Source organism: Halanaerobium sp. (assembly GCF_003070835.1).
In genome coordinates this window covers 1-18,420 of sequence record NZ_QBLR01000005.1, presented here as the reverse complement: position 1 = coordinate 18,420, position 18,420 = coordinate 1, and the positions used below count along the sequence as shown (strand labels likewise).

At 33.9% G+C, this 18,420-nt stretch carries 17 protein-coding genes; all 17 read right to left on the bottom strand.

Translation table 11 applies throughout. The annotated features are described in order from the left end of the window. Positions 1-81 precede the first annotated feature (81 nt). Positions 82-1,077 carry a type I glyceraldehyde-3-phosphate dehydrogenase gene (gene gap, locus CI949_RS01190; protein ID WP_114489421.1) on the bottom strand — a complete coding sequence of 332 codons (996 nt, stop codon included), beginning with the start codon at positions 1,075-1,077 and terminating at the stop codon, positions 82-84. 91 nt (positions 1,078-1,168) lie between these two features. Further along, positions 1,169-2,218, bottom strand: a complete 1,050-nt coding sequence (locus CI949_RS01185) for a sugar-binding transcriptional regulator (protein WP_290762321.1) — start codon at positions 2,216-2,218, stop codon at positions 1,169-1,171. A gap of 144 nt (positions 2,219-2,362) precedes the next feature. Beyond that, on the bottom strand, positions 2,363-3,286 hold the full coding sequence (gene whiA, locus CI949_RS01180) for a DNA-binding protein WhiA (RefSeq protein ID WP_290762319.1): 924 nt from the start codon (positions 3,284-3,286) through the stop codon (positions 2,363-2,365). A gap of 53 nt (positions 3,287-3,339) precedes the next feature. Beyond that, positions 3,340-4,620 carry a gluconeogenesis factor YvcK family protein gene (locus CI949_RS01175; RefSeq protein ID WP_076544399.1) on the bottom strand — a complete coding sequence of 427 codons (1,281 nt, stop codon included), beginning with the start codon at positions 4,618-4,620 and terminating at the stop codon, positions 3,340-3,342. 12 nt (positions 4,621-4,632) lie between these two features. After that, positions 4,633-5,481 (bottom strand): RNase adapter RapZ, encoded by an 849-nt coding sequence (gene rapZ, locus CI949_RS01170; protein ID WP_076544400.1) that lies wholly within the window; start codon positions 5,479-5,481, stop codon positions 4,633-4,635. 40 nt (positions 5,482-5,521) lie between these two features. Continuing rightward, on the bottom strand, positions 5,522-6,493 hold the full coding sequence (locus tag CI949_RS01165; RefSeq protein WP_114489411.1) for a squalene/phytoene synthase family protein: 972 nt from the start codon (positions 6,491-6,493) through the stop codon (positions 5,522-5,524). Positions 6,494-6,518: 25 nt separating this feature from the next. Continuing rightward, a complete protein-coding gene (locus CI949_RS01160) occupies positions 6,519-7,457 on the bottom strand; it encodes a glucodextranase DOMON-like domain-containing protein (RefSeq protein WP_114489412.1) in 939 nt (312 codons plus the stop codon). Positions 7,458-7,483: 26 nt separating this feature from the next. Next, a complete protein-coding gene (hprK, locus tag CI949_RS01155) occupies positions 7,484-8,401 on the bottom strand; it encodes an HPr(Ser) kinase/phosphatase (RefSeq protein WP_076544403.1) in 918 nt (305 codons plus the stop codon). Next, positions 8,394-9,368: an ROK family protein gene (locus CI949_RS01150; protein ID WP_076544404.1), complete on the bottom strand. Its 975-nt coding sequence runs from the start codon at positions 9,366-9,368 to the stop codon at positions 8,394-8,396. Before CI949_RS01150 ends, hprK begins: the two co-directional genes overlap by 8 nt. Before the next feature lie 39 nt (positions 9,369-9,407). Further along, positions 9,408-10,070, bottom strand: a complete 663-nt coding sequence (locus CI949_RS01145; protein ID WP_076544405.1) for a hypothetical protein — start codon at positions 10,068-10,070, stop codon at positions 9,408-9,410. Between the two features lie 93 nt (positions 10,071-10,163). Continuing rightward, entirely contained in the window at positions 10,164-10,982 is an 819-nt protein-coding gene (locus CI949_RS01140; protein ID WP_076544480.1) for a Cof-type HAD-IIB family hydrolase, read from the bottom strand. An 82-nt stretch (positions 10,983-11,064) separates the two neighbouring features. Continuing rightward, complete coding sequence (gene glyA, locus CI949_RS01135; RefSeq protein WP_076544406.1) at positions 11,065-12,294, bottom strand: serine hydroxymethyltransferase; 1,230 nt, start codon at positions 12,292-12,294, stop codon at positions 11,065-11,067. 174 nt (positions 12,295-12,468) lie between these two features. Continuing rightward, the gene (locus CI949_RS01130; protein ID WP_076544407.1) at positions 12,469-12,639 is read right to left on the bottom strand and encodes a DUF362 domain-containing protein; all 171 of its coding nucleotides are present in this window, start codon (positions 12,637-12,639) and stop codon (positions 12,469-12,471) included. A gap of 225 nt (positions 12,640-12,864) precedes the next feature. Continuing rightward, positions 12,865-14,250 (bottom strand): hypothetical protein, encoded by a 1,386-nt coding sequence (locus CI949_RS01125; RefSeq protein WP_076544408.1) that lies wholly within the window; start codon positions 14,248-14,250, stop codon positions 12,865-12,867. Between the two features lie 141 nt (positions 14,251-14,391). Continuing rightward, positions 14,392-15,207, bottom strand: coding sequence for an outer membrane lipoprotein-sorting protein (locus tag CI949_RS01120; protein ID WP_076544409.1), 816 nt, complete (start codon positions 15,205-15,207; stop codon positions 14,392-14,394). A gap of 30 nt (positions 15,208-15,237) precedes the next feature. Beyond that, the gene (locus CI949_RS01115; protein ID WP_114489413.1) at positions 15,238-17,988 is read right to left on the bottom strand and encodes an RND family transporter; all 2,751 of its coding nucleotides are present in this window, start codon (positions 17,986-17,988) and stop codon (positions 15,238-15,240) included. A gap of 44 nt (positions 17,989-18,032) precedes the next feature. Further along, positions 18,033-18,420 (bottom strand): MarR family winged helix-turn-helix transcriptional regulator (locus CI949_RS01110; protein WP_290762305.1); only part of this gene is annotated, 388 nt, incomplete at its 5' end.

Below are 18,420 nucleotides of genomic sequence, written 5' to 3'. Positions count from 1 at the left end.
AAAAATAAGGCAAAAAAATTTATTGAGAAAATTTCAGGGCAGGCAACTATGCCCCACCCTGAAATGATTTTTATATTTAAATTACAGCTTTAATGATAAATCTACAACTCTATTTGTATAACTTAATTCGTTGTCATACCAGGAAATAACTTTAACCATATTGCCATTAACTACCATAGTTGACTGAGCATCAATTTTAGAAGATTCGAACTGTCCCATAATATCTCTGGAAACTAATTCATCTTCAGTATAGCCTAAAATACCTTTCATTTCACCTTCTGCTTTTTCTTTAAACATTGCATTTACTTCTTCAGCAGTTACATCTTTCTCTAAAGTAAATACTCCATCAACACAGGAGCCATCAGGTACTGGAACACGAATAGCCATACCGTCAATTTTACCATCTAACTCAGGCAGTACTTTTGTTGTTGCAATAGCAGCACCTGTAGTTGTAGGAATAATGTTTTCAGCAGCTGCTCTACCTCTTCTTGTTTTTCCAGCTGGCATATCTAGGATAGCCTGACTGGTTGTATAACCATGAACAGTTGTGATTAATCCTTTTTCGATTCCAAACTCATCGTTAAGAGCCTTAGCTAAAGGAGCTAAACAATTAGTTGTACAGGAAGCATTGGAAACAATTAAGTCATCATCGCTTAGATCGTCATCATTAACACCAAGTACAATAGTATTATCAATCTCATCTTTAGCAGGTACAGTTAAAAGAACTTTTTTCGCACCAGCTTCAATATGCTGCATTAACTGAGCTTTTTTGCGGAATACACCAGTAGATTCAATTACTACATCAATGTCATTTTCGCCCCATGGTAGTTCTTTAGGATCTTTAATAGCAGTAACTTTAATTGTTTTACCATTAACTACTAAGTTTCCAGCTTCAACCTCTACTGTACCATCAAAACGACCATGTACAGAGTCATATTTAAGTAAATAAGCTAAATTTTCAACATCAACTAAATCGTTAATTGCAACGATTTCAATGTCTTCTCCTCTTTTTTCAACTAATCTTAAGTAACCTCTACCAATACGTCCAAATCCATTAATTGCTACTTTTTTCATTATTTTATTCCTCCTTATAATATGTTGAACATTTACATAAATTAATTTACTAAACAAAGACTTAAAAAATTTGAAAGTTTATAACCTGCTGATTCTAATCTGCCAGCCTGTCTTCGGCCTCACCCCCCTTAAGAGAGATAATTTTTCGGGCTGTAATTTCATCAGTAATTAAAATATCCTGGTATTTAGGAGAAACTGCAGAAATAATAGCTTCTGCCTTATTTTCTCCACCTGCAACAACAATCACTTTATTTATTGCCTGCAGATCATCAAGATTCAAACCAACACTGGTAGTGGAATAGATAATCTCACCCCGGGAGTTAAAATAAAATCCAAAAGCCTCTCCCACGGCACCGGCATTAAGGAGATCATTGATTTCTTTTTCGTCCATCCCCCGTCGGCCTGCCATATCTTTAGCTGTTCCTACTCCGTGAATCAAAATATTGGCTCTTTTTAAAATTTCCAGAGTTTTTTTAATTGTTGGTTCTTTTGTTATATGATAAATATTTTCTTCAGCCATATTGTCCGGAATATGCAGGAGATGATAGCTGCCGCCTAGCTTTTTGGCAATTTTAGCAGCAATCGTATTAGCCTGTATTTCAACATCCTCACCCAGTCCACCTCGGCCGGGAACTACTGTCACATCCCTGGATTCAGCGCTGTAGGTCATCTCTGCTGCAACCTGGGCCAGGGTTGTCCCACCCGTCACAGCAAGAATGTCTCCATTTTTAATTTCCTGCTGTAAAAGCTGTGAGGCCATTCTACCAATCTCGGCCTTTAAATCTCCGGCCGGAACTGCGCCATTAACCAGCTTAACTTTTTTTATCCCCAGAATATTTTCCAGTCTATTTTCTAAATAACTGATATCTCGTAACTCTTTGATGTACTCATCTAATTCTATCAGAAATTCTTCTCCAATTCTAGTAATTTGAGTACCTGCCGGGGTAATAGTTATAAAGGCATTTTTTTCAAAAAACTCCAGATCATTACGAATTGTTCTTTCACTCAATCCTAGTATCTTTGCTAGAGCTCGTCTTCCAATAGGCTGATTGTAATATATACCACGTAAAATATTATATCTTTGCTGGGCTGTCTTAACAATTTCCGGTACAATTTTCTGCTGAATTTTAAACAGTTTATTCATGTTTAACCTCCGAGCTGGAACGTTTTTGTCCAAATGGAACATAATTGTCCCGATACAGCCAAAAACAAAGCTGATTTTTAAATCAGCAGCAAGTTTGATTTATTTTTAACTTCCAAATGTATTATATCATCTCCTGAGATAATTTCAAGTTAAATTTTGGGCAATTTTTTTAATTCTTCGCAAACGATGATTAACTCCCGATTTACTGAGATCTAAAATTTCACCCAGCTCTTTTAAAGAGGCATAAGGATTTCCTCTTCTAACCTCAGCCATTTCCTGCAGACCGGGGCTCAATGACTCCAACCCTTCTTTGCGCTCTATAATATCTATATACTCCAGCTGATCCATAGCTGCAGAAACAGATTTCTCTAAATTTGCAGTTTCAAAATTCACCCGCCGATTAACATCATTTTTTAACTCTTTAACAATATGATCATTTTCCATTTTAAGCATTGCCTGATGAGCTCCAATAATATTTAAAACCTTAACTACTTCAGCATAGCTCTTAAAATAAATTACATGATAACCCTTGTGTTGAGTCTGATGAGCCTCTAATTCAAATTTAGCCAGTAAAATTTTCAAATCTTCAGCTACACTTTCACGCTCACAGCGAAATTCAAGGTGATATTCGCTCTGAGGTTTATTAACTGATCCCCCACCTAAAAATAAACCGCGTAAATAAGCCTGAGATAATTGGCGAGAATTCAAATATTCATCTTTAATATGAAAAACTAAACTATTATCCGGGGTTAGAAATCCCAGTTCCAGTAGAAATTCTCTCACACCTGGCTGTGGTGTAACAATAATATCGTAACTATGGCTTAAATTAAATCTTTTATCCTGTCTGACTCTGATCTCGATACTGAAACCAAACCGCTCCTTAATCAGGGAATAAATTCTGCGGGCTAAATTACCATGATAAAGAGTAATCTTAACAGCCAGATGTTTATTTGAGATTTGAATCGATCCATCTATCCTGATTAGAGCCGCCAGTTCGGCCAGCTGCTCAGAGTAATCATATTTATCTTTATGTGTTAATTCTTCCTTAACCTGATCAGTAAAAGACATTTTTATCACCTTTTAAATCTTAATTAATAAAATTAGTTTGTAATCTCCTGTTGTTAATTATATTTCTTATTTAAATCATAAATAAGTTCTGCCAGTGCATCCGGATCATGTCGCAGATAGCTGTCTTTTTTTAAAAGATCAGCTTCAATAACCTTTACTCCCAGTTTCTCTAACTGCTGATGATCTATCTTAACTGGGTAAGCACCTTCTGCTTCATATTTCTTTCTCAGTTTAGCTGTACCCTGACGATTGTTGACAACAATATAGTCAAAAACTCCACTACCACAGTGATCAATGATTGCTCGAGCATGATCAGCTGCTGTATAACCATCGGTTTCTCCAGGCTGAGTCATCACATTACAGATATATAGTTTTAAGGCACTACTATTTTTAATTTCTTCTGTAATTCCTTTCACCAGCAAATTGGGCAAAATACTGGTATAAAGACTACCCGGGCCAATCACTATTACATCTGCTTTTTGGATTGACTCTTTTACTTCTGGAGTAGTACTTGCATTTTCAGGATACAAAAAAACTTTATTGATTTCTTTATCATAGACTGGAATAGCAGATTCGCCCATTCTTTCTTCCTGATCGTGATAAACTGCCCCCAATTTAATATCTTCGTTAGTAGCAGGTAGAACTTTACCCCTAATAGCCAGAACTTTGCTGGAAGCTCTAACTGCTTCCTCAAAATCTCCTAAAACCTCAGTCATAGCAGCAATATATAAATTACCAAAGCTGTGACCTTCAAGCCCACCTTCAGATTCAAAGCGGTGTTGAAATAATTTCTCCATTAAAGGTTCTCTATCAGCCAGTGCAACCAGGCAGTTACGAATATCTCCAGGTGGTAAAATACCCATTTCATCTCTTAAACGACCTGAACTACCACCATCATCAGCCACTGTGACGACTGCTGTCAGATTGTCACTATTTTTTTTCAGGCCCCGCAGGAGATTTGATAAACCGGTACCACCACCAAAAGCAACAATTTCTGGTCCCTTATTTGACCTTCTTTTTTCATATAATAAATCAAGAATTTCTCCATTAGGAGTTATATGGGTATTAAATTCTGATTTGATTTTTAGCAGAGAATAATAAGTCAAACTAATCCCACTTAAAATCATAAACAAAGCAGTCAATTTAAGCACAAAACCGGCCTGATGACCAAATATATTGTTGAGCATTAAAAGCAGCTGATTTGTAACATAGACACTTATGTCAAAACCAAATAAAGGAGTTATTCCAATACTAATTAAAATAAATGCAAATATAATAACTAAAAACCACCGCTTAACACCCAGACCGGGAAAAAACCATTTTGGCAGGTTCATAATTACACTTCCTTATTTTTCGATATCCCGATGTTCAATATTTATATTAAAATCTTTATCCTTTAAAAATTCCGCTAACTTATTAACTGTAGTAACTGAGCGGTGCTTGCCACCAGTACAGCCAATTGCAATCGAAAGATGACTCTTTCCCTCTTTTTTATATTCAGGTAGTAAAAAATCAATTAAATCAAAAAATTTACTGTAAAACTTATCTGTTAATGGCCATTTTAAAACATAATTCTGAACTTCCTGATCATTACCCGTTTGCTCTCTTAAAGACTCAACATAATAAGGGTTGGGCAAAAATCTTACATCCATTACTAAATCTGCATCGCGTGGTATTCCATATTTAAAACCAAAAGATATTAAACTTAAATGTAGTAAATTTTTATCTTCTTCTCCCAAAAATAATTGATTTAATTCCTCCTGTAATTCTGAACTCTTCAATTCCCCGGTATCAATAATCTTTGTTGCTCTACCCCGGAGTTCTTCTAACATTTTTCTTTCTCTTTCAATAGCATCCAGAATTCTTCCCTCTTCATCCAGAGGATGACGTCTTCTACTCTCTTTATATCTTCTAATTAAAACATCATCAGAAGCCTCCAGAAAAAGAATATTATAATTTAAATTCATATCCTCTATCTTAGCCAGTTCTTCGAATAATTCGGTAAAAAATTCTCGCCCTCTAATATCACTAACCAGAGCAATCTTATCCAGATCAGACTGCAGACATAATTCCGCAAATTTGGAAATTAAAGCTGGCGGAAGGTTATCCACACAGAAATATCCCCTATCCTCAAAATAATTTAAGGCAAGAGACTTTCCCGCTCCAGACATACCAGTAATCAGTAAAAAATCCATTACATTTTTTCTCCTTTCTCAGCAAAATAAATCAAAGCAGCTAATCCTTTATCCGAGCTGCATGCTTAAAAAAATATTTTTCAGGAGACCGCATAATATTTAAAAAAGTCAATTTAGAAGTTTTAACAGGTTTATCTCCATAAAATACTTCCGGATTATTATTCAGCTTATCTAGAGTTGCAAGCCCAAGGGCATTATTAACTGCAAAAAACTTTTTATAGCCTTTAAGCTCCTCCGGCAGTGCCTGATAATATTTTTTTAAAGCCGGAATATGGTTTTTTAAATCTAAAAGCATCTGCTCCAGAGCCTGCATAGCCTGCTCCCTACATTCTGGATCTGCCAGTTCTGCCTCACTAATCCCCAAATCTTTGAGCGGCCAAAAATGCTTATCTCTACTTTCTAAATCTTCTCTAATATCTCTAATCAAATTTACTTTCTGCAGAAAAAGCCCCGCCTGATTAAAATTATCCATTAGAAGCTTCTGGTTCTGTTGATCAATCTCAAATTTATAAATTATAGTTTCAGTCAAAAAACCACCAACTGTACCTGCAACATAATAACAGTATTCATCTAATTCGGCAAAGGTTTCGACTTCTTTTTTTAAGTATTTTTGCATTCCCTGATTCATTTCCTGCAGCCATTTGTGAGAAACCTGCTGAATTTTAGGTTCTAAACTCTGATAACCCTGATAGACTAAATCAATATTTCTGGTTAATTCCTGCAGTGATGAATCCTCAATTAAGCTGCTGTTTTTTTTAATAATTTCAAAATCAGAACTGCGGTCATAAACTACCGGCGAAAAAATTCTGCTGACTCGATCCATCAGATCCTTCTGTAATTTAAGATCGGGAGGATAAATTTCATCTTCAAAATTATCAAGTATCCTATCCTGCAGATAGGCCAGAAGAACCTCATCTTTTATTTGATCATCAAGCATAGGGATTGTTAAAGCAAAACTTCGAGATACCTTTTTTAAGATTTTCCTGGCATAATTCATTGGCTCGGCTGTCATTATTTCACCTCTTAAAAATTTAAATTTAATTATGATATTTAAACCTATAAATTACAAAAATTAATAAAAATATGTAAAACAAAAGAATGGAAACAGAAATTTTATTGATCGGTTTTAAATAATCTATTATTGTCGGCTCAACAGCAGCAATATCAGTATCAATCTCAAGATATGGTATTGCTGGTAATTCACCCTTTAATATCTCTTTTTGACTACTCCCCCCGGGAACCAGTATATCAAGAACTCTGGGTGCTTTAGTCAGAGGTATCTCATTTCCAGAATAAATCTGCCAGTAACTTTTGCTTTTTGATAGTGAACGAAAATGATCATAACCAAATGGATCAAAACTTCCTACCATAACAACTATCTTGCTGTTATCCAGTGATTTTATTTCGCTTTTTGGCAGTATCAAAAAAATATCATTATCTTTCTTATTTAAACTAAAATTATTATTTACTCCTGGCTCATTAAGAGATAACTCGTTTATATTTAAAAGATTTTCTTTCTGACTGTCCGGATTAAAAGCTCTTATCCACCAGCCGCTAATTTTAATAAATTTATTCCAGTTAAAATCAGGATCAAAACTAACACCAGCCCCACTGTGAAAAAGTTGATTACTGCCAGTAGAATTATTATCTATGTATATTTCTAATAATGGTAAAGAAAAACCGTATTTTGCCCCCCAGGGATCAGTTAAATTAGAAAAAGAAAAGCGAATTTTATATTCGCTTTTAGATTCAAAAATAGTCATCGACTGAAGATCAAAAAGATTACCTTTGTTTTGAAATATATGATTCTGAGGATAAAGATAATTTCCCGGCCCATAGTCATCGCCAGCGGCATCGAGATGATTAAATATTACATTATAATTTTCTGCGTTAACTGCTGCAGTAAAAATAAAAAGACAGATAATGAATAATATGATTAGTTTTTTTCTCTTATCTTTGATTTTTTTTAAAACCATTTTTACACCTCTGCCAGAAGCATTCTTTATCTTTTCATTATATTCTCTGTAAAATCAACTGCAGCATTATAGCCCATTGATTTCATTCTATAATTCATAGCTGCAACCTCTAAAACTAGAGCCAGATTTCTCCCTGGTTTGACTGGAATCACTATTTCATCAATTTCAAGATCCATAATTTCTGTTTTACGACTGTCAATACCAAGTCTTTCATATTCCTCTCCCTCTTCCCATTTTTCTAATTTAATGGTTAAATTAATTGGAGAGTCATGTTTTACTGCTCCAGCCCCAAACAGAGTTTTTACATTTATAATACCAATACCTCTCATTTCAAGAAAGTAGCGCGAATTACTGGGAGCAGTACCACTAAGTCGCAGCTCACCAATTTTTTTAATTTCAATAATATCATCAGCAACCAGACGATGTCCTCTTTTAACCAGTTCGATAGCAGTCTCACTTTTACCAATTCCGCTCTGGCCTCTAATTAAAACACCAATACCATAAATATCTACTAAGACACCATGAATAACCTTAACAGGCGCCAATTTTTCTTCCAGATAGTTTAAAAGCATACTGCTAAATCTGGTTGTCGAAATTTCTGTGGAAAGAACTGGAATACCATTTTGATTTGCTTTTTCCAGTAAATAATCGGGAATATGCTCTCCTCTGGCAACTATAATACAGACTGGATTATAGTCTACATATTCTTCAATTCTTTTTTTTAATATTTTTTCATCAAGCCCCCGCAAAAAAGACAATTCGGTTCTTCCTATCAAATTAACCCGCTCGGGGACAAAGTGCTTCCAGAAACCTGCAAGCTCAATTCCTGGTCTCTTAATATCACTTACTTTAACCTCTCTTTTAATGCCAGAGCGTCCGGCTTTAATTTCAAGATCAAAACGATTAAAAATATCAAGAACTAATACTTTATCTTCATCAATCATTTTTTACTAACCTATCTTCCATTGCTACAGCTATAGCTCCCATCAAACCAATATCAGATCCAAGTTCAGCTTCCTTAACTGTAACCATCTCCAGAGAACCCGCCAGAGCAATATCCTCCATAGTCTTTATTGCTTCATCTAAAAATAAATCGGAAGCCTTCATAACTCCACCACCGAGAATTATCATCTCTGTATTAAAAGTATTTACAACATTACCGAGTCCAATTCCAAGATGATAACCTGCATTTTTAAAGATATCTCTAGCCACCTGATCTCCCTGATAAGCAGCCTGGGCACAGATTACTGCATCAATATCTTCAACTATATTATCTGCCAGTTCCAGCATTTCTTTGCTCTCACCAGCTGCCGCTGCTTCTTTAGCTCTCTTACCGATCGATGTACCAGAAGAAAAAGCTTCCAGACAACCGTGGTTTCCACAGCCACAGAGTGGACCATTAGGATCAATAACTGTATGTCCAATTTCACAGGCATTATCATTAACCCCTGTAAATAACTCTTTATTAATAATAGCTCCCCCACCTATACCGGTAGAGATAGTTATGTAGACCATATTTTCAACATTTCTCCCTGCTCCAAACCATTTTTCACCCAGAGCAGCAGCATTAGCATCATTCTGCAGTAGGGTTTTAATCCCCAGCGCCGACTCCATTCTTTCAACCAGAGGCACATTTTTCCAGGGGAGGTTTGCATTTTCAATTATAATCCCTTTTTTCGAATCAAGCGGGCCCGGACTGCCAATACCCAGAGTTATAATCTGATCTTTGCTAACATCTGACTCTTCTAATACATCCTCTATAGTTGCTATCATATTTTCTATTATTTTATCTTCACCTAAATCAGCTTCTGTATCTCTGCGTGATCTAGTAATTATCTTTCCTTCACTATCAGCAAGACCTGTTAAAATTTTTGTTCCACCAAGATCAAGACCCAAATAATATTCTTTCATTAATTATTCCCCTCTCAATTTATAGCTTAAATTTATATTTTAATATTTTGCCAGCATTTCTTTTGTTCCCTGAAGAATCAGAATACCAATAATCCCAATAAATCCAGCTGGCAGACCAATACCTGTAACAAATAAAATTACACTAATTAAGAAAATTGCCAGAAACCAGAGCAGTGAAAATATAATGTTATCCAGACTGAGAATTACTGCATTTTTAAAAATGTCCTTTAATGGTCTCTCACCCTGAATAATTAAAAGTCCCCATAAATAAGCCTGATAAATTGAAAAATAGATCAATAAATAGGCAAATAAAAAAGCAAAAGCCAAAAGCCATATATTTTCCTGTCCTTTTAACAAAAAGAAGCGTAGATCAACCACAAAAATTATATATAAAATAACCGAGATTAAAAAAACTAAAAATCCACGCCAAAAATTATTTTTAAAATATGAAAAAAGTGCTTTAAGAGCAATACTTCCCTCTTCTAAAATCTGACTGGTCCCATAAAGTGAAGTCAAAAATACTGGTCCCAAAAAAACTAAGGGTAACAAAAGTATTAAATACCAGCCACTGGTCAGCCCAATAAAAACAGCAAATAAAAGTACTGAACTTATTACAAACCAGGCCACACTAAGCAATACCAGTTTAAATAAGTCTTCATAAAAATCTTTAAATGTTGATTTTAAAATCGAAAAAATTTCCAAATAAATCCCTCCAAATTGCAACCAATATTAAAGTTAATCACTATCTTAAATTATAACATAAATAGTTGGAAAATGCATAATCTAAGGAGCAGCCTAATTATTTAAATCAAGATCAAGTTTAAAATGTTGTTTTAAATAGCGAGCTATTCCCAGCTCATCGTGATCTGGTGCAGTATCATCAGCATGTTCCTGCAATTCGGGATGTGCATTCTGCATAGCCACACCTTTACCTACCCATTCGATCATTTTAAGATCATTTAAACCATCTCCAAAAGCCATAATTTCTTCCTGTTTAATATTGAAATCTGCTGCCAGTTTCTTAACCGGAACTGCTTTAGACATATCTTTTTTTGTTATTTCAATAAAAGAGGGATAGGACGAAGAAAGTTCAATCTCTTCAGCAAAATTTTCATTTAAAAAATGATTAATCTCAACCTGCTTATCTTCATCCTCTTCGATTATTAACATTTTGGTAGGTTCAGCCTCAAGAAAATCATCCAGACGACCAACAGCATTGGCTTTAATTCCAGAAATCTCTTCGTAACGATCTGTAAATTTATTTTCCTCTGCCACATAGAGCTTATCATCAATATATAGCTGCAGATGATAATTGTTTTCGACAACCATTTTTGTGATTTTTTTAGCAATTTCGAAAGGTATTGGGGCGTGGAAAATCTCTTTCTGGGTTGAAGGATCAACCACCAGCGCACCATTATATGTAATTATAGGATCTACAATCTCCAGTTTATCAGTATGTGGTTTAGCAGAACAATACATTCTACCGGTTGCAACCAGAGTTCTAATCCCCTTATTTCTAATCATTTTAACTGCCTCAATTGTTTTATTATGCAGCTGATGATCAATATCCAGTAAAGTTCCATCCAGATCAAATACTATCATTTTAATATCCATAATATCACCTTTTCTTATATTCTTATATTCTAAAAAAATGACCGGGTTTCCCCGGCCCATTAATTATTAGCTTATATATAATCTACTCCATAAACTGAGCAGAAAAAGCATGAACCTCTTTTTTCATTTCTTTTAATTTGTCTTCATTTTCAAGATTTTTTAAAGCATCAAAGATAAATTCTGCGATTTTTTTCATATCTTTTTCTTTCATACCCCTAGTTGTAACTGCCGGGGTTCCAATTCTAATTCCACTGGTAACAAAAGGACTTTTGGTCTCAAATGGAATTGTGTTTTTATTTACTGTAATTCCAACTTTATCTAAGGCTTCTTCTGCTTCTTTACCCGTGATTTCCATATTATTTAAATCAACCAGCATCATATGATTATCTGTGCCGCCAGAAACCAGTCTCATTCCATAACCCTTTAATTCTTCTGCCAGTGTATGTGCATTATCTATAATTTGCTGCTGATATTCCATAAAATCATCTGTCAGTGCTTCTTTAAAAGAAACTGCTTTAGCAGCAATAATATGCATCAGCGGACCTCCCTGCAGTCCAGGGAAAATTGCTTTATCAATATCTTTTGCATATTTTTCCTTGCAGAGAATCATACCACCCCTGGTTCCTCTTAAAGTTTTATGAGTAGTGGTTGTAACAAAGTCTGCAGTTTCTACTGGGTTGGGATGTAATCCAGCTGCTATTAAACCGGCAATATGGGCCATATCCACCATAAATAATGCGCCAACCGAATCGGCAATTTCTTTAAATGTTTTAAAGTTAATGACTCTGGGATAGGCACTGGCACCGGCTACAATTAAATCAGGTTGATGTTTTTCAGCAAGAGCTCTTACCTGATCATAATCAATAATTTCTTTTTCTCTGGTTACACCATAGTGAATAAAATCATAATACTTACCTGACATATTAACAGGACTACCGTGGGTTAAATGGCCACCGTGAGTAAGATCCATTGCCAGTATTGTGCCACCTTTTGGAACCTGAGAAAAATAAACTGCCTGATTTGCCTGTGAACCAGAATGAGGCTGTACATTAGCATGTTCAGCACCAAATAATTCTTTTGCTCTTTTTATCGCCAGTTCTTCTGCCTTATCAATTACCTCACAGCCACCATAATATCTTTTATGAGGATAACCTTCTGCATATTTGTTTGTTAAAACAGAACCAGCTGCCTCCATCACAGCAGAACTAACAAAATTCTCTGAAGCAATTAATTCAATATTTTGAGCCTGTCTCTTCTCTTCTTCTGAAATAATTTCTGCTATTTCCGGATCAATTTTCTTTAATTCCCGCATCCAAAGCTCATCTCCTTAATTTAATAGTTATAATCTACCTTTATGTATATTTCTCTAAAAGAGAATTAAATCCTGCTTAATTTCTAGCTTCTTTTTTAAATAAAATTAAAATTTTGATTTTTTAAAATGAAAAAGACCGGAGAATACCCCCGGTTTTTTCAAAAATTTATAAACTTATGCCTGGCTGATAACATCTACTGGACAAACAGATACACAGGCTGCACAGTCGATGCATTCGTCAGCATCAATTTCATATTTTGTATCACCTTCACTGATACATTCTACAGGGCATTCTGGTGCACAGGCACCACACATAATACAACCATCTGCAATTACATGAGCCATTTAAACATTCACCTCCTGCTATTCAACTTTATTAAAATTATTTGTAAAAAGTTCACAAAACTATTATACCCAGCCAGTTGCTAAATGTCAACTACTTTACACTTCTGAAAATTCTTTTATCAATAATTTTTCTTGATTAAATACTATGAGGCTAAAATTACTCCATTTAGGCAGAAATTTTAGCCTTTTTAATTAACTATAGGGAATTAAAACTTAACTTTTTAATTAAAAACTATAATGTAAAGAAATTGAACTGAAATCATTATCATCAAACTGACCAAAATCAGTATTTTGATCTCCATTAAATATTTTATGAGAAAATTTCATTACCAAATCCTGTTTTAACTCATATTCTACTGCATTTTCCAGAGAATAATCATGATCACTTAAGTTATAAACCCAGGTGATTTGAGGTATTATTTTTTCATTTTGATAGCTGTCTTCCAGTTTAACTACAGCTCTATTTGTCAAATAATCTCCATCTTGATTATACTGTAAATCTGCAGCATTATTGGCCTCAATCTGGCTGTCATCTAAAATTTTCTCACCTGTAAATTGAATATTTAGATTTAAATTACTGATTGGTAGATCTCTGTCTCCACCAATAACCCAGGCAACTTTATTATTTCTAATTGTTGGATCATTACCTGAACTGTCATCTGTATTATAATATGCCAGTTCAAAGCGACTATTAATACTGGCAATCACTCGGGCCATTTCAAAACCAAAAACATCAACCTGATCATAGTGAAGATCAGCAGCATCCAGTAGCTGACTAAATATATCTCTATTTTGCGCCGGGTTATTTGTAAATGGATTTGAACCTGTATTAAATGCCGCAGGATCATAACTTGGTTCTCTTAAATATCCGTGGTAGTAGCTGAAGCCATAATCTGTACCACCTCTGGTATCAGTAAAGCGCAGACCAAACTGCTGCTCTTCCTCTTTAACTGCAGCTTCTACCTGCCTAATAATTTCTGTTTCACTGTAGTTAGTAGCTGACTTAAGTGCAGAGATTGAAATCTTATCAGCAAAAGGATTGATTATCCAGTTGCCGAGTGGACTATCAGGATCTTCTGCCAGCCGGTGCCCCTCAAAATCTGGCGTGTAGATAAACTCAAGATTGGCATTGCCATTTCTAAAATATCTATCAATTTTAATCATTTCTTCCCCAATCTGACGATCTTTATAATCAGGGTTATAAAAATCACTTAAGTCTTCCGGATTTATATTATCTAAAACATGAAGTTGATCTCCTTTGCCCCAGATTACTCTGTGTTTTCCCAGCAATAAACTGTATTTATTGCCAAAATACTGATAGTTTAATTCGTTAAATTCAATTTCTTTAGCAGCCCCAATCTGAAAATCAGTTATAAGTTGAAAACTGTGTTTATTGCCAGGATAACTTATATCAAGGTTACCACTTAAATTTCTTTCTAAATCTCCATCATCAAAAACTCTAATTTCAGGTTTTAAATCGCCAATAATTGTTGTTGCTGTCTCTTTTTGTTCAGCGTAAAAACTACCATCATCAAAGGCAATTACTGCTGTTGAGGAAAGAACGATAATTATTAATAAAATAAATGTAATCTTTTTAATATTTGTTAACATAATTTCACCTCTGTATCCAATTAAGTTTATTGTAAAAAATACTGATTAATTAAAACTTTCCTCACCTCCCTCCCCCGGAAAATGTAGTTAGTAAAACAAAGGTGAGGAAAAGTTAAAATATAAAGGAAAAATCATTCCTTTTTATCTGCCAGTTTTTAAGAACTGCTGAGTAAACATGCTGTCAGCTATATCTTTGTTATATTCTAAGAGATAATTATTATTTCTACTTTTAATATACAATCTTGTGCTGTGACCACTCTCTAAATTTTCCATTGTGGTTGAAAAAATAGACCAGATACCATTCACTTTTTCTATATTTTGTTCAACTGTCATTCTTTTAAACAGTTCTCCAGTCTTTTTATCATACATTTCTACCTTGACCGGGATAAAATGTTTTTTTGTAATCCAGGAAACTGTTTTTTTATACTGTTCATCTTCAGGGTTTTTAGGAGTTGCTTCAACAACATAAGTCTCGTAATCTCCCAATACTTCCTCCTTGAGAATTTTATAAGTAAAATTATCAATCTCTCTGGATTTCATATCATCATAGCTGAAATCTGACCCCATAAAGGAATCTCCACCCTGAGAAGCTGAAATACGTCTTACTCTACCCAGAGCCGGTAAATAAATCCACTGATCATCGTCAGCTTCCGTGTTCTGCACCTGTAAAAAACGAGTGTTTTTGACAGAGGAAGGCTCATGAAAAACCATTACTGTTTTGTCAAGATCATCAGCTGGATTACCATATTTTTCTGACCAGACTTCAATTACTCGGGGACTAACTTCACCATTTTTATCAATTAGATCCATTCCCATTAGTGCATGTCTGCTCTCACCTGTATTCCTTTGATCAACTTTTTCCATTACCTCTCTACCGCTCATTGCCATCACACTACCACTTATAATAAATACAAGCAGAATAGTTGTTATTAAAATATTACTTTTTAATTTTTTCATTTTTAATTCCTCCTTTGATTTTGCTTTGGCTTATAATTTTTTTGAAATAAACTTGGGTTTAAATATTTTTAATATCAATGGTAAAATAGTCATAGAAGCCAGTGATGAAGTAAACATAGTCACTGCAATTAATAATCCTAAATATACCAGAGGATAGAAATTGGAAAATAATAAGACTAAAAATCCAGCAGCAACTGATAAAGCATTAAAGATTATTGCCTTACCGGTACTGATAAGTGTGTTTCTAGTTACCTGATGTAAATCATCAGTTTTTAATCTATTTTCGTGATATTTATCCAGAAAATGAATAGTGTAATCTACTCCAATACCTATAGCCACAGAAGCAACCATTGCTGTACCGATATCTAATTTTATACCTGTATATCCCATCAAAGCAAAGTTAATTAACAGAGAAAATGCCAGCGGTATAACACCATAAATACCTGCAATTATGGATCTATAAGCAAGAGCAACAATTATAAAGACAATTATAAAGGAAACTATTATACTATTTATCTGACTTCCTATAATTAACTCATTTGCTGCCAGAGACATATTAGCATACCCGGCTACTGAAAGATTATAGTTTTCTGGAAAGTTTTCCTTACCATAATCTAAAATATCCTGTTTTATTCTAGCAGTAACAATATTACTGGAATTATTTAATTGAATCAGCATTCTAGCCTTATCAGGTTCCAGCTGATCATTAATCATATCATCCAGACTACCTGAATATAAAAGCAAATACTGAGAAACAAGATTTTTTAAACCCTGCCTGTTCTGAACCGGATATTTGCTTAAATCATAGGGTATTTCATTATATTTGGCCCCTTTATAATTTAATTTCTTATTTATTAGGCCAACAAATTCTTCTGAACTTAGATTAAGACTATCAGCTTCCGCTAAAGCATTGTTTAAAAGTGAGACTAATTCATACTCACTTAAATTATTTTTTGTATCAGGACCTTTATTTTCAATCACAGCCTCAGAATTATTCTGTTCTGACTGTTTACTCTGATCCTCTTTGTAAAAACTCGAGCTGCTAGTTTCAGAACTGTTTTCTGACTCACTGTAGAAGCTTGAAGTACCAGCTGAGCTTTCTTTTTCTGAGTTGCTGTAAAAGCTTGAAGTGCCAGACTCAGCATTATTATCAGATCCCTTATAAAAACTGGAACTTTCTCCATCAGAATTTTGTTGATCCTGCTTTTCTGTGCCAGCAGCTTCCTGATTATTCTCAGCTGCAGTTGAAGGATAATGCATAACTCTGTTCATTCTTTTAATAAAAGTACTAATTGAAGAAGCTTTACCAACTTCCTGATTATTTGCCATTAAATAATTCTGCATTTCTTCCATCGATTTTAAAATTTCAGGATCAGTTAAACTACCTTTTTCATTTCCTTCCACCAGAACAGTTAAAATTGATGAGCCAGCAAAATTATTATTAATAAATTTATCTGCCTGACGAATTTCTGTATTTTCTTTAAACATATTAATTAAAGGGCTATCAATAATTATTTTATCCATTCCAACCAGTGAAACAATAACTATCAGAAAAATTATTAGAAGTAAACTGATACTTTTTTGTGAATAAAAATTATGCAGTTTTATAATTAGCTTTTCAAAGTGTTTTACCTCAGAATAATTTCTATCATTAGAATTATTATTTCTTCTGTTAATAACCAGCAATAAAGACGGAATCATTAAAATTGCTATTATAAAAGCTACTAAAATACCAAGAGCAGTAAATAAACCAAAATTCTTAATTGGAACTATCTTACTTGTAGCCAGCGAACCAAAACCGGCTACAGTTGTTAAACCTGCAAGTAAAACAGGTTTTCCCATACTGTCTACAGTCTTCATCACAATTTCCTGGCGCCTTTGAAGACTTATTTTTCCTTTTTCCGCTGCAAGATAATCATAATAATGACTCAAAATATGAATACCATAGGCACTGCCAACCGCCAGCAGCAAAACCGGTATGACAGTAGAAACAAGTGTCATTTTAATTCCCAGCATTGCCATTAATCCTACTGACCAGATCGTACTAATACTAACTGTCAGCATTATTAAGATAACAGGTAAAATTTTTCTAAAAAACAAAAATAAAGCAAGAAATAATATTAAGATTATAAAAGGGATCGAATATTTAACGTCTTCAATCATCTTATCGCCGAGAAGTACATTAATTGCAGATGTGCCAGCAATATAGGTTGTTAAATTTTCCTGCTCATATTTATTAGTAATTTCTTTTATATCATAATAAAGATTATCTTCCTGTTCAGCAGAAATACCATCTTTTAAACTAACTAATAGCTGTGTTGCTTTAAAATTATTAGAATAAAGATTATTTTTATAAAAATCCCAGGATAATAATCTTGATTTAAAATCTGTTATTTCAGATTCACTCTCCGGGATTTCTTTTACCAGCTCTTCAACAACCATCCCTTCAGAAGTTCCCTCAATATAGTCAGAATTACTAAAAGATGTAACTTCATCGACATTTTTAATCGCTTCTAATTCTTCAGTCATTTGATCAATCAGTTTGATATTTTTTGAAGTAAATATATTTCCATTTCTAACTTTTACAGCCACTATCATATTTTCACTTGATCCAAAAATATCTTCCATTTTATTATTTACAATAACCGACTTATTACTATCCGGTAAAAAAGTCGAAATATCATTATCAATTTCAATCTTCGGCAGCTGAAAAGCAAAAAATAAAGTTATTATTGCAATTATAGTAATTATTAGTCTGTCGTGTTTTAATATTTTTTTCATTATTTGGCCTCCTGTGCAAAAACAAAAATTATAAATGACAAAAATTAATTATCTCTATTTTTAACTATATAATACATTTTTTCTATATTATCTAAGACTCTTTTTGCCTCTCTTTCTCCAATTTCATCAATGAAAATTTGGAACCACTGCTGATAAATTCTATTTATTTCTTCCTGGACTGCATTAGCTTTTTCAGTTAAGTAGATTAAATTTACTCGACCATCCTCAGGCGAACTTTTCTTTTTTAAATATTTCTTATCAATCAGCGAATTAATAGCCCGAGAAATAGTAGCTTTATCTACAGCTAAATTATCCTTTAATTTACTCTGATTAATCCCATCACCATCCTTATATAAGTAAACCAGTAAATTCACTTCACTATGATTTAATTTGTAATCTTCCAATAAATTATCTACATATTGATCATGATCT